General features: G+C 33.8%; 10 protein-coding genes and 1 pseudogene. 7 read left to right on the top strand and 4 right to left on the bottom strand.

The genetic code is table 11. The features are described from left to right. Window positions 1–4: 4 nt before the first annotated feature. The 4 genes from M2475_RS07110 to M2475_RS07095 form a co-directional block, all read right to left on the bottom strand. Window positions 5–1,504, bottom strand: coding sequence for an ABC transporter permease (locus M2475_RS07110; RefSeq protein ID WP_277490498.1), 1,500 nt, complete (start codon window positions 1,502–1,504; stop codon window positions 5–7). Between the two features lie 102 nt (window positions 1,505–1,606). Then, entirely contained in the window at window positions 1,607–2,416 is an 810-nt protein-coding gene (locus M2475_RS07105) for an ATP-binding cassette domain-containing protein (RefSeq protein WP_277490497.1), read from the bottom strand. Further along, window positions 2,410–3,348 carry an ABC transporter permease gene (locus tag M2475_RS07100; RefSeq protein ID WP_277490496.1) on the bottom strand — a complete coding sequence of 313 codons (939 nt, stop codon included), beginning with the start codon at window positions 3,346–3,348 and terminating at the stop codon, window positions 2,410–2,412. The genes M2475_RS07105 and M2475_RS07100 overlap by 7 nt, the downstream gene beginning before the upstream one ends. A gap of 12 nt (window positions 3,349–3,360) precedes the next feature. Beyond that, window positions 3,361–4,335, bottom strand: coding sequence for an ABC transporter substrate-binding protein (locus tag M2475_RS07095; protein ID WP_277490495.1), 975 nt, complete (start codon window positions 4,333–4,335; stop codon window positions 3,361–3,363). 472 nt (window positions 4,336–4,807) lie between these two features. Here M2475_RS07095 and M2475_RS07090 point away from each other — a divergent pair, with 472 nt between their 5' ends. The 7 genes and pseudogenes from M2475_RS07090 to M2475_RS07060 all read left to right on the top strand — a co-directional run. Next, on the top strand, window positions 4,808–5,578 hold the full coding sequence (locus tag M2475_RS07090; RefSeq protein WP_277490494.1) for a DeoR/GlpR family DNA-binding transcription regulator: 771 nt from the start codon (window positions 4,808–4,810) through the stop codon (window positions 5,576–5,578). Next, on the top strand, window positions 5,575–6,324 hold the full coding sequence (locus M2475_RS07085) for an N-acetylmannosamine-6-phosphate 2-epimerase (protein ID WP_277490493.1): 750 nt from the start codon (window positions 5,575–5,577) through the stop codon (window positions 6,322–6,324). The genes M2475_RS07090 and M2475_RS07085 overlap by 4 nt, the downstream gene beginning before the upstream one ends. A 1-nt stretch (window position 6,325) precedes the next feature. Beyond that, window positions 6,326–8,590: a pyruvate formate lyase family protein gene (locus M2475_RS07080; RefSeq protein WP_277490492.1), complete on the top strand. Its 2,265-nt coding sequence runs from the start codon at window positions 6,326–6,328 to the stop codon at window positions 8,588–8,590. Beyond that, window positions 8,583–9,470, top strand: a complete 888-nt coding sequence (locus M2475_RS07075; protein WP_277490490.1) for a glycyl-radical enzyme activating protein — start codon at window positions 8,583–8,585, stop codon at window positions 9,468–9,470. The genes M2475_RS07080 and M2475_RS07075 overlap by 8 nt, the downstream gene beginning before the upstream one ends. A gap of 339 nt (window positions 9,471–9,809) precedes the next feature. Further along, entirely contained in the window at window positions 9,810–12,569 is a 2,760-nt protein-coding gene (locus M2475_RS07070; RefSeq protein WP_277490489.1) for an InlB B-repeat-containing protein, read from the top strand. Between the two features lie 108 nt (window positions 12,570–12,677). Further along, window positions 12,678–14,165 (top strand): DUF1846 domain-containing protein, encoded by a 1,488-nt coding sequence (locus tag M2475_RS07065; protein ID WP_277490488.1) that lies wholly within the window; start codon window positions 12,678–12,680, stop codon window positions 14,163–14,165. Window positions 14,166–14,302: 137 nt separating this feature from the next. Next, window positions 14,303–14,406, top strand: a pseudogene (locus tag M2475_RS07060) (IS200/IS605 family transposase); the annotation flags it as partial.

Raw genomic sequence — 14,406 nt, 5'->3', positions numbered from 1 at the left:
TCTCCTATTCTCTATTTGATAAAATCTTAAGTGGGTCATAGCGTAGAATGGTAAGGGTTGCAATCCCACTAGATAAGATTGTTAATATGATTGTTAATGCAAAGAGTTTTATAATAACTGAAAAGTCAGTGGCACTAGATACTTCTTGAATATAATTTGTATTGTTTTCCATTTGTGGTCCACCTTGTCTTAGCGTTTCACTTTGTTGTGGCATACTTCTTCCACCACCTTGCATGTCTTCTGGCATCTGTGCTTCCATTGTGTCATTGGTTATTTCGTTTGCTAATAAAGAGTTGGTGATAGGAACACTTGTAACACTTCCTATACCAATCGCTAAAAGCATTGAGAACATTGTAATGATAAATAATTCAGTGATGAATTGAAAAGATACTTTTTTACGATTCATACCAATTGCACTCAATACTCCAATTTCATATTTACGTTCTTTGATGCGAAGTAAATTGAAAACAATTAGGATGATTCCACCAACTACTAAAATAATATATAAGAATGTATTTGCATAATTTGCAAGGTTTTCTAAGGGTTGAAGGGATTGTTCATATAGAGCAACATCATTACTTTCGATGGTATATTCATCACTCAAACCTAAAGCTTTTGCTTCTTTTTCAAATGCTTCATAAGCTTTTATATCCTTGAATACATAAGTTCCACTAATCTGTTCGTTTAATTCAGTAGCATCATCAATGTTTGCTTGTAGCAAACTTGATGCATTAATAATCGTATTTGTAGTTTCTATGTTTGTATAAATCTGATTTGCTGGATCACTCATCATTGGTCCATTTTCTGATGTACTTGTATAGATACCAACAACTTTTAAAGTATGTGTATCTTTCGTATTGTTTGGGTTTACCAAAGTGATGGTATCGTTTAATTTTATTGAATTATAAGTAGCTAAATCTTCAGATATGATAGCTTCATTCTTATTGTTCATTGAAAATAAAGCACCTTCTTTGATAGTTTTTGTTTCATCATTAAAATCACTCATTGCATCATAAGAAGAATATCCGATTAACATAAAATCGCTATTGGAGAAAATACTTTCTCTCTCACCACTAGGACCACTCTCGGTAACTATAGAATTGTTGGAATTAATCGCTTGAAGATTATCATTTCCGTTCATTGAAATTGTTGAAGTGTAATAAAAGTCTTTTACACTGTCTGCTTTAGCATAGGTTTGTAATTCTTTTAAACTTAAGTTTTGATTTGCCATTGCATCGCGCATTTTTTCGCGCATGTCTTCTGCACTGCTATCATCACTTTCTTCAGGTGGTTGCATCTCTTGCATCATTTGTTGTCGATCGAATTGGATAGTTGCTGTAATGTTTAACTTATCTAACCCAGTATCGCGTGCGTTTTGAGCTGCTTGTTTGATTGATAAAGCAATACAACATGATAGTCCAATGATAAAAACAATGATTACAATCAATATGTTTTTTCCTTTCGTTCGCCAGATATTGCGAATCGCATTTTTTATTATATACATGTAATTTCCTCCATTACTTAAAAAGTACTGGGATTATGTGAACAATAAATGAAGAAAAATAAAAACGTAAATGAATTTTCATTTACGTTATATGGTTAAAAATTAATCTAAAATCATTTTATCAGAAAGATCTTGTGTACTTTTGTTGTGATATATTTTCATCACTTCTTCAACACTTAATTTTTCTTTTTCTTCTTTATTGAACTCCATCAAAATCTTACCTTCACTCATAACCACCATTCGGTTTCCATATGCTAGAGCTTGTTGGATATTATGCGTAATCATGATGGTAGTAATTTTATTATCTTGTACAATATGGTCTGTTATTTCCATTACTTTTTTTGCTGTTTTAGGATCTAGTGCAGCTGTATGTTCATCAAGCAATAATAAGGTAGGTGTATTGATTGTTGACATCATCAAGGTTAATGCTTGACGCTGTCCACCTGATAACAATCCAACCTTTGTTGATAAACGTTCTTCTAAACCAAGGTCTAGTTGACTAATCTTCTCTTTCATAAATTCTTTTTCATCTTTTGTTAAGCCAATTTTTAAGAAACGTTCATAGAGATTATTCTTACTGTTTCCACGTCGATAAGCGAGCCCAAGATTTTCTTCAATTGTCATATCGGGGGCGCTTCCTTTTAATGGGTCTTGAAATAATCGTCCAATCATCTTGGCGCGTTTGTGTTCTTTCATAAACTGGATTTCTTTACCATCTAAAACAATATAGCCTTCATCATTCTCATAAGTTCCACTAATGCAGTTTAGTAATGTGCTTTTACCAGCACCATTACTACCAATGATAGTTATAAAATCACCATCATCTAAATGTAGTGAAACATTATCTAATGCTTTTTTCTCATTTACTGTTCCAGCATGAAATGTAATACTTAGGTTTTCTACATCTAACATGATTTAGAACCTCCTTTTGCTTTTGCTCGCTTTTGGCGTTTTTGAATATAGGTTTTAACGGTTGGAAAAGAAATCACGATTGCTACTAAAGAAGCACAAAGCAATTTCCAATCGTTTGGATCCATTCCCAAAGATAAAGCATAAGATAGGAGTAAACGATATAAAATAGCTCCTAGTGATAACGAAATAAAACTATTTAAAAGCGTACGTTTCCCAAAGATACTCTCGCCAACAATAATGCTTGTTAAACCGACTACCATCATCCCAATCCCTTGCGATATATCATAAAACATTTGGTGTTGGGTATAAATAGAGGCGCATAATCCTACAAATGCATTTGCCAACGCTAATCCAGCAATCTTCATTGCATCGGTATTGATAGAAGAAGCACGAACCATTTCTTCGTTATTTCCTGTGGCACGAATAGCAAGTCCACTTTGAGTCTTAAAGAACAAATAAAGTAACGTGGTAACGATGATTAAAATTAATAATAATAGAATAAGTTTATGATTTTTTAAAATGACTTCATTAGAAATATGTAATGTAGATGATAAAAAATTTCTAAAGTGAGAAAAAATAGTCTCAAATCCATATAATGAGAAATTAGGTTTAGAACCTCCAATTTTCAAGTTTATGGAATATAGTCCTGTCATTGTGATGATTCCAGCTAAGATGTATTGAACTTTCATTTTGGTGTGAAGAAAGCCTGTCATCATTCCTGCAAAACAACCTGCAAGCGTTGCAAAAAGGATTCCTAGAAAGGGGTGGTGGTTAATGGCAAAGATGCCACTCACCACACAGCCCAAAGTAAAGCTTCCGTCAACCGTTAAGTCAGGAAAGTTTAAGATTTTAAAAGTAATGTAAATTCCTAGGGACATGATCGCAAAGATCAAACCTAGTTCCGTTGCTCCCAATATTGTATTAAGACTCATATAAACCTCTTTCTATTTTATTTCAACAACATCCTTGTGATTTTCTTTTAGTGTATCGATTGAACCAAAGCCAATTGCTTCAGCAACACTAGTATTAATATAAACATTTAAGTCTTCTTTAAAAACTTTTACTGGAATATCACTTGGTGAAGTTCCATCCAAAATTTGTATAACCATGTTTCCTGTTTCTTTCCCAAGTTCTTCATAGTTGATACCTACGGTTGCTAAACCACCGTCTCCAACCATTGAATCAGCTCCTACAAACAATGGTGTTTTTGAATCTTTTGTAAGACTTGATACGACATCCATTGCACTTGCTACGCTATTATCATTTGGTGCAAAAATAATATCTGCTTTATCAATGAGTGATTGTGTTGATGCTTGAATTTCACTCGTGTTTGTAAAAGGGCCTTCAACAACACTAAGATTATTATCTTTTGCATATGCTTTCAATTTATCAAGGTTAGAAGCTGAATTTGCTTCTCCAGAGTTATATAAGAACCCTACGGATTTAGTTTCTGGGTACATTTCGATTGCTAAGTCCATAATTAAGTCAACTTGGATTTCATCACTTGTTCCAGTGATGTTTCCATCTAGTTTTTCTAAATCTTTAACTAAACCAGCACCAACTGGATCACTTACTGCTGAGAAAACCACTGGAATTTCATCTGAGAAGTTTGCTGCAGCTTGAGCACTTGGTGTAGCAATTGCAATAATCACATCTACGTCTTGCTCTTTAAATTGTTGGCAGATGGTATTTAACATACTTTGATCTCCACCAGCATTTTCGTATAATACTTCGATTTTTCCATCATATGTTTTTAATTGTTTTTCTGTTGCTTCACGAATCGTGTCCAATGAAGGATGCTCAACAATTTGTACGATACCAACCTTAAACGCTTTATCATCGCCACTGTCATCATTACCACAACCAACTAAACTAAAAACAAATAACATGCTTAAACCCAAACATAATAATTTTTTCATTTTCTTTTCCTCCTTATATATGTTTGATGATGCATTTTGGTGAAGTGAAATAAAAAACACTTGTCCTCGTCTATAAAAGACATCAAGGACAAGTGTATATAAACACATGCGGTGCCACCTTGTTTGACTAAAAAGTCCAACTTTCAAATGCTATCACATTCTTAACCCTGTAACGTAGGTGAACGTCTTGAATACTAACTATTACAGCTTTCATCTAGCCCTCATGGGTCCATTTACAAAACAGCATCTCTATTAGCCTTCCACCTATGGCCAACTCTCTATAAGCACTTATTTTTGTTTTATCTCCCAATCAATGGTTTATTAAAATTTATCATAGAGAGGGCTAGGTGTCAATGTATTTTGAAGGAATTTATAAATCAAAATCAAAACATGACTTAATATGACTCAATATGACTAATAATGACTTGCATTTGACATCCTATAAAGGTATAGTATATATGAGGAGATGTTTATGTTAGCCAAAGAACGATTAGCCTATATCATTAAACGATTGGGAAGTAATCAATCGATTAGTGTAAGTACGCTGTCGAAAGAGTTAAATGTTTCTTTATCGACAGTTCAAAGAGATTTACGAAAGCTTGAAAAAGATGGAAAGATTGAACGTGAACGTGGTGGGGCATTACCCCATAACTTCAGTGAAACAATTACATCCTTTAGTGAAGTTACCGTAGATGAAAAGGAAAAACTTAATCAAAAAGAGAAGGATTGCATTGCACGATGTGCTAGTCAAGTCGTTGAAGAGAATGAATGTATATTTGTTGATTCAGGGACGACGACTGCTTATTTAGCCCCATATTTGATGAATCGTAAGATTACAATTGTTACCAATTCTCATTATGTTGTTCGTCACCTTCGTGGAGCAATTGCCAAGATTTTAGTCTTGGGTGGTGAGTACAATGAAAAATACGATATGAATTGGGGAAGCATTACGATTGAAGAAATCAAAAAGCTTCACTTTGATCGATGTTTTATAAGTGCCAATGGATTTGATTTGGATACAGGTGAATTTTATAATGTTGAAATTGATAATGGATTGGTTAAGAAAAATGTTATGGAACGTAGTAAACGAAAATATGCAATGGTAGATCATACAAAGTTTGAGATGAAAGCAATGTATACCTTTGCGTATCTTGAAGATTTTGATGAAGTATATGTTGATGAATATCCAAAACATATAAAAAAGAATAAAAAAGTAAAAATCTGTAAGGAGGAAAAGAAATGAAAACAACAGATGCAAGAAAAAAAGCAATTTTAGAAAGTTTTAAAGGTGGTTTAATCGTATCATGTCAGGTTCAACATGATGATCCAATCTATACGGATGATATTGTGGTAAAGATGGCAGAAGCTGCAAAATGGGCAGGAGCTGTTGGGATTCGCGCAAATTCTCCAGAACAGATAAAAGCAATCAAAGAAAAGGTAGATTTACCTTTAATTGGTTTATATAAAATATGGCATGATGATACAGAAGTGTTTATTACGCCAACTTTACAATCAGCAAAACAGGTTTGGGAAGCAGGAGCTGAAATCATTGCTTTGGATTGTACAAATCAAAAGACACATGAAGGAACTCAAGCTTGGGATTTGATTAAAGAAGTAAAAAAAGAAATTCCAGAAGCTATTATTTTTGCGGATGTATCCAATTATGAAGAAGCATTAAGAGCAATTGAAAATGGAGCGGATATCATTGCTCCTACATTATATGGATATACTCCAGAAACACAACACATTGAAGAACCAGATATGCGGGAATTTGCTAAGATGTGCCGTGATTTTAAAGATGATGCATATGTGATGATGGAAGGACATATCTATACTCCAGAGGATGCAATGAAGTGTATTTTCTTAGGAGCACATAGTGTGGTTGTTGGTAGTGCTATCACAAGGCCTCATTTAACAGCGAAACGTTTTGTAGACTTGCTAGGAGGTTATCAAGACAATTGGCGTGAGGCAGAGAAAGCAAAGCATTAAGATGGCAAAAATTAATATTGATGGCGAACAAAATGTTGAGGTGAGTGTTCAAATTCCTAGTGAAAAAACACCAAGTGAACAATTAGCCATTATGGAAGCATACACAAAAGCACATCAAGATAGCGCTGGTTTAGATAAAGCAGAGCGAGAGATAAACTGTTTAAAAACAATTTTTCCTGTGTTGTTTAGATCTATTGAAGAAGATGATTTGCTTGCAGGAAGACTTGATTTTTTACCAATAGGATTTGGTAGTGTTACAAGTATTGGTGGTGTTGGTCATTATTGTGTGTTTCATAAATTAAGAAAATTTAAAGATGAATTAACAAGTGAAGAAGAAAGACAACGTGTTGATGCGTTGTATGAATATTGGCAAGACCATGATGTGAAAGCAATCTATTGCCGAGACGTGTTAAATGATACAACAACGGGTAGGTTTATTGATTGTGATTATCCTTTTATGGCAACCGCAAGATTAAGTGGAATGATGTTAGATTATAAAAAACTTATGAAGTATGGAATCCCAGGATTAATTGATTTAATTTCTTCAAAACCACAAAATGCATTTATGCAAAGTTCAATAGAAAGTTTAAAGCTTTTAAAAGTTGTAATCGATAAACAAGTTGAACTTGTTCATGAAGCAAAACAAGATGTTGATGCTGCACGTCTAGCAGATTTAAAACTAATGGAAAATGATTTACTTTATATTCGTGATCATACACCTAAAACATTCCATCAAGCATTGCAGTTGTTTTGGATTTATGCAATGGTTGCAGGAGTCATAAATTATGGACGTATGGACGATGTATTAGGTCCATATTTAAAACGTGACTTGGATGAAGGACGCCTTAGTGAAGAAGATGCTTATCGGTATGTACGTTCTTTATGGAAAATGATTGAAAATCGAAGAACAACCGTAAATGGTAGAATCATTGTTGGTGGACGAGGAAGAGAACATGTTGAAGCAGCAGATATGTTTACTCGTTTATGCTTACGAGTATGTAAAGATACACGTTATGTTGAACCTCAGTTTACACTTCGTATTTATGAAGAAACACCACAAGATATTTTAGATATGGCATATGATTGTATTGGTAGTGGAGCTACATATCCTACCTTATATAATGATGAAGTAAATGTTCCTGCCGTAGAATATGCAATGCGCGTAGATCGTAAAACAGCAGAACAATATGTTCCATTTGGCTGTGGTGAATTTGTAATTACAGCAAAAAGTGTAGGAACACCAAATACGTTATTGAATTTATTGAAAATTTTTAATATTACATTAAATGATGGAATTGATTCCATGGATGGAAAGCGGAAAGTTCCTTTTGCAGTGAAACCATTAGAATCCTATGTACGCTTTGATGATTTATATAGTGAATATAAGAAAGTATTAGATTATTACTTTGATTTAAGTATCGAAGCTCAATATCATTCGTATGATGTAATGAACAAAGAAGTATCTTTCTTATTTACAAGTATTTTGATGGATGATTGTATAGAACGAGGAAAAGCGCTTTTGGATGGTGGTGTTTTGATTCTTGGGGGAACCAATGAAACGTATGGCAACATCAATACAAGCGATGCTCTTTATGCAATTAAAACATTGGTATTTGAACAGGAAAAATACACACTGAAAGAATTGCATGATGCTGCCTTGGTTAATTTTGAAGGTCATGCAAAACTAAGGAAAGATTTATTGAATGCACCAAAATATGGAAATGATCATAAAGCTTGTGATGCTTTAGCGAATGATCTTTTTGAGTATGTTGCGAATGGTATTCGTCAAAGAGGGATTGATAAAGGCATGGGATATTATTTAATTGTAATTAGTAATAACCAAACGAATACTGATTGGGGTCATAAAACAGATGCATCTTTAGATGGGCGCTTACGAGGAGTATTTATGAATCCTGCGAATAATCCACAAGGTGGTGCAGCTAAAAGTGGACCTACTGCAACACTAAATTCTTTGGCAACATTTAAGGCAAAATATCATGGTGGAAGTGTACAAAATATTAAATTCACACCACGAATGTTTAATGAAGATCGAGAAAAGATTAAGATTTTATTTGATACATATTTTAAAAAGGGTGGTTGTCAATTGATGGTTACAGTTGTGGATCATGGCATTTTAGAGGATGCACAAAAGCATCCAGATAATTATCCGGATTTAATTGTCCGAGTAGCAGGATATAGTGCGGTCTTTGTGAATCTTACCAAAGATATTCAAGAAGAATTATTAAGTCGAGAATTGTATGATTAATGTATTTAATATTGAAAGGTTTGCGACGCATGATGGACCTGGAATAAGAACGGTAGTATTTTTAAAAGGATGTCCATTGCATTGTCCATGGTGTGCAAATCCTGAATCACAAGATCCTAATCCAATTTTATTGTATGATAAGAAAAAATGTATCAAATGTCGTACTTGCGAATACAGTTGTCCAAGCAAAGCAATTACTTTTGTAGATGATGAATTCCACTATGATGATAGCAAATGTAAGAATCTTCAGGTTTGCGTAGATAATTGTCCAACTGGGGCTTTGGAGATATCAGGAAAAGCAATGTCTTATGCGGATGTAGTAGAAGAAGTTATGAAAGATATTGACTATTATGAAGCTAGCGATGGAGGAGTAACGATATCTGGTGGAGAACCATTTACTCAATTTAAAAGTTTATTGGCTTTAGTGAAAGAGTTTAAACACAAGAATCTTCACGTGGCAATTGAAACTTGTGGGAATTTCTCAAATTCTTATATTGAAGAAATTGATCCTTATATTGATTTATACTTATTTGATTTAAAACATATTGATAAAAATATGTATCGTGAAATATGCGGAGGAGATTTATCTATTGTATTTAAAAACTTAGAAACTATTGATCCTCGTAAAGTTATATTGCGAGTTCCAGTGATTACAGAATTTAACTATGATCCTAAAACATTGGAAGCGATATTGAAGTATGCGCAAACGATAGGAATTAAAAAAGTTAATTTTCTCCCATATCATTTGTTGGGGAAAAGTAAGTATGAAAGAATGATAAAACCATATCCTTGGAATGAAAACACATTAAACAAAGAGGACTTATTTCCATACATTGATATTGCAAAAGCATATGACATCGAATTAAAAGTAGGTGGATGATGTAAAGTGAGAAGTAGTATTTTAAAAAGATGCTATTTCTCACTTATTTTTGTCTGAAAAACGAGCTATATCTACGGATTTTTACGAGTGAAATTAAGGAATGTTAAACAATATAAATAATTTATATGAAAAAAATGAAATTTTCATGAACGAATTTAATTCCTAAAAAGTCTATACTATAGAGGGAATAATTTTAACCTTGATTGGTAACATTTTTCTATCTGTTGATAACAAGATATATTAGGAAGGAAATAAGGTGATATAGTAATAGTAAGTAAAAGCATATATTATATAAACAATGAAACAAGATTTAAATTGATATGATGGGGGGCGACCAAAATGAAAAAATCAATTAAAGCTTTTATTGCTTTGCTAGTGCTATTTGTGGGATTGATACCAATCCAAAAAATGATAGTGAATGCAGAGGTACTAGAGGAAAAATTAAGTATTATAGCTGAAGATGTGAGCGTTAATCAATTTGATGAGACATTTAACTTGCTAGATGGTGTTAGCGCGGTGGACGAAAATGGAGAAGCTGTGGACGTGTCTATTAAGGACGATGGAGGATTTGATGTCTCAGTAGAAAATACGTATACAATCACGTATGAAGCAATCCATCCTGTGGATGGTGATGTTGTAACAAAAGAAAGAGTCGTTACAGTAAAAGAAGAGACAAAGGGCGCACAAGGTGAACCAAGTGTAGGTGCTGCAAAATCTTTAGCAAAAGCACCAAGAATTTCTCAAACAGTAAGTAATGTTAGCGAATTGCAAAGCGCATTAAGTACTGCTGCAGAAGGTGATGTATATACATTGGCTTCTGGATTTGTATCAGGTCCTATTACAATCACAATGCCAAATGTAAATGTTACAATCGATGGAAATGGTTGTGTATGGAACGCAGGATCAATAAATGTTAATGGTGCAGGAACAGGTTCATTAACAATTAAGAATTTAACAGTTGATGGAACAAGTATTTCTTCAAGGTTGCTTAGTACAACACATACTGCAGGAACACTAACGCTTGAGGAAATGACATTTCAAAATGCAACAGCAGGTGCTATTGATGTAACAACCTTTGCACCGGCAACTACAGTTATTAATAAAACATCAATTAAAAACAATACATCAGTTAATTCAGCATCGGCAGTGTTGCTTGCTAAAGAAGCTAAGGTTACTATAAATTACTCAACTATTGAGAATAATTCAGCAACAGGAGCTGGTTATGAATGTGGAGCGATTGCATCAAAACAACACTCAGGAACATTAGATGTCAATAACACGGTATTTAGAAACAATGTAAATAACTGTGTAAAGAGTGGACCTTTTGGTGGAGGTGGAGGTGCAATGTCATTCCATTATCTACAAGGACAAGTGACAATTAATGAATCTTACTTCTATGGGAATAAGACAAGTGGTACAGCATCATCTACTGAGAATACATATGATGGTGGAGCTATTTATGTAATTGATGGAAAAGATGGAGCAACATTCACAATTGATAAAACAACATTTGATAGTAATATTGCAACAGATGATGGTGGAGCTATCATGTTCCAAGGAACAGGAAAACCAGGGTTTGCTACAACAATTACCAATAGTACATTCTATAACAATCATGCTTATGGTCTTGATGGTGGAGATGTAAGTGGTGGAGCTATTCAATATTATAGAAATGGATTCACTGGAACAACATTTACTAATACAATCACAGGATGTACATTTGTAGGGAATGTATCAGGTAATGAAAACTCTACGATTGATCAAAAAGGTGGAGCATTAGGAATGAGTGGATCTTCTGTAGGTGCTTCAGCAACAAGAAATGATTCGCTGTTTATTGGAAATCAAGTATATGGTTCTACAGGTGTGATAAATACTGCTAGTACATATAAAGATATTTCTAATTATTCAACTGTACAAACGAATAACAACTTAGTTAATGTAGATAAAGGAGCTACACCAGCGAATACAATAGAAGATGTATTGGGTAAAAACAATGTTATGTTGACAGCAAATTATTCTTCTATAAAAGCAGGTGTGGAAGCTATGGTGGTTCCAACAATTCCAATTAAGCCAGAAGGTTTAGCAGAAAATAAAACTTCTAGTGAGCTTAGTGGAGGAGATCAACGTACATTTAATAGATTTAAAGATATTGGAGCTGTAGAGAGTACTTTTGTGAAATATGATGCAAATGGTGGAGATTTCACATTAAGTCCATTAACAGCTTACGATGGTACTAAATATTATGAGGTAGATGCTAGTAATAAGACAACGACTTACTACGATGTTGGATATATTGGATTAGATGGAACAATTAAGAGTGGAACAGCGTTATCTGCTGCTCACCCAACTCGTGTATTCCTTGGATGGTCAACAGACCCTTCTGCAACAGCAGCAGACACAACATATGATCCAGGAACAGCAGTTACGCATGCAAAAGAAAATCTTACTTTATATGCAGTATGGGGTTTAGCAACAACATACAATGTAACATATGATGTAAATACTGGAACAGGAACTGCACCAGTAGATAATATTGACTATGTTTCAGGTGGACAAGTTGTGGTAAAAGGACCTGGTAGTATTAGTAAAGAAGGATATGAGTTTGTTGGATGGAACACGGAAGCAAATGGATCAGGAGTTTCATATACTGAAAATGGTACATTCAATATAACAAAAGATACAATATTATATGCACAATGGTCTGAATTATATACAGTTACATTTGATTCTCAAGGAGGAAGTTCTGTTAGTTCACAAACAGGATTAAGAGTAGGGGACTTTGTATCAGAGCCTTCAGCACCTACAAGAGCAGGATACACATTCAAAGGATGGCATCATGAATCTGGATGTACAACGGTATGGGAGTTTGATACGCATACGATTAATGGACACAAAACACTTTATGCAAAGTGGGAAAAGAATGCTGATCCTGTAAAACCTAGTCCAAAACCATCAGAGAAACCAAAAGATATAGTTAAACCAAGCACAGATCCAGCAACTGGAGATACAACAAATACAAATGCATTATTAGCATTGATTGGTTTATCAGGAATAGCAATTTTGGCTGGTTTGGCAAAGAAATATAAGTTTAATAAATAACAAATAAGATAGCAAGAAAAAATCTTGCTATCTTTTCTTTTTTTCGCATAGGATAACGGATAGAAATTTGATATAATATATTTAGTGTTTTTATGAAAGGAAGCAATAATGAATAGAAAAGCTTTTGATAATGATAAATATTTGAGTTTACAAAGTGAAAAAATATTAGAAAGAATCAATTTATTTGATAATCGTTTATATTTGGAGTTTGGTGGAAAATTATTTGATGATAATCACGCATCAAGAGTTTTACCAGGCTTTTTACCTGATATTAAAGTACAGATGTTAGCAAAGTTGAAGGAAAAGGTTGAGATTGTAATTGTGATCAACGCAAATGATATTGAAGCAAATAAAGTTCGTGGTGATTTGGGAATTACATATGATCAAGAAGTATTGCGTTTAATTGATGCTTTTCGAAGTATTGATCTATTTGTAGGAAGTGTGGTTGTTACACACTATAATCAACAAGCTGCAACCAATGCATTTAAAAAACGTTTGGAAAAATTAGGATTAAAAGTGTATCGTCATTATCCAATTGAAGGATACCCAGCTAATGTACCTCATATTATTAGTGAAGAAGGGTTTGGAAAAAATGAGTATATTGAAACACAAAAACCATTGATTGTAGTGACTGCACCTGGACCAGGTAGTGGAAAGATGGCGACTTGTCTTTCACAGATGTATCATGATCATAAGCATGGGATTAAATCAGGATACGCTAAATATGAAACCTTTCCTATTTGGAATATTCCATTAAAACATCCTGTAAATCTTGCATATGAAGCTGCAACAGCAGAACTTGATGACGTGAATATCATTGATCCATTCCATTTAGAAGCATATGGAGAGGCAGTAGTATCATATAATCGAGATGCAGATGTATTTCCTGTGTTAAAAAATATTTTTGAGAAAATCCAACAAGAATCACCATATCAATCACCTACAGATATGGGTGTAAATATGGCTGGATATTGTATTGTGGATAACGAGGCTGCTATTGAGGCATCCAATGAAGAAATTATTCGGCGTTATTTCCATGCCCTTGTACAACAGCGTTTGGGCAATTACGATGATTCACCAGTACAAAAGATTGAGATGGTAATGAATCAAGCTAACATTACTGCAGATGATCGAAAGATTGTAGATATTGCAGAGAAAAAAGCAACCGCTACAAATGAACCAGCGATTGCAATCGAACTAGATGATGGACGAGTTGTTACAGGGAAAACTTCAACTTTATTTGGAGCATCAGCAGCTGCTTTGTTGAATGCTATTAAAGCACTTGGAAATATTGATGAAGATCTCCCACTAATTTCTCGAAGTGTTATTGAACCAGTGCAAAAATTAAAAGTAGAGATGCTTGGAAACAATAATCCAAGAATACATGCAGATGAGATGTTAGTAATGCTATCGGTATCAGCAACGACAAATCCAGTTGCAGAATTAGCATTGAGTCAGTTGCCAAAGCTAAAAGGTTGTGAAGTTCATTCAACAATCATTCTACGTCGTGAAGATGAAAATATATTTGGAAAATTACAGATGAATTTAACATGTAGTCCAAAGTTTAGAACTAAAAAACTATATCATAAAAAATAGCAATCATTTGATTGCTATTTCTTTTTATTATCGCAAAAAAATACCACCTGCTATGCGGGTGGTAAAAGAACTTAAAGAAACCTCCGTGTTATAGTAGAAAGTAGCCTGGCAGCTACAACAATAACAAGGAGGGTCTAATGAAAGATAATACTAGTTTATCACATACATCATATCGATGTAAGTATCATATCATTATCATACCAAAGTATAGAAGAATGGTGATATACCATAAGTTGAGGAA

The sequence above is a fragment of the Breznakia sp. PF5-3 genome (genome assembly GCF_029504745.1).
Classification (GTDB): Bacteria; Bacillota_I; Bacilli_A; order Erysipelotrichales; family Erysipelotrichaceae; genus Breznakia.
This window is presented reverse-complemented; position numbering and strand designations above follow the sequence as displayed.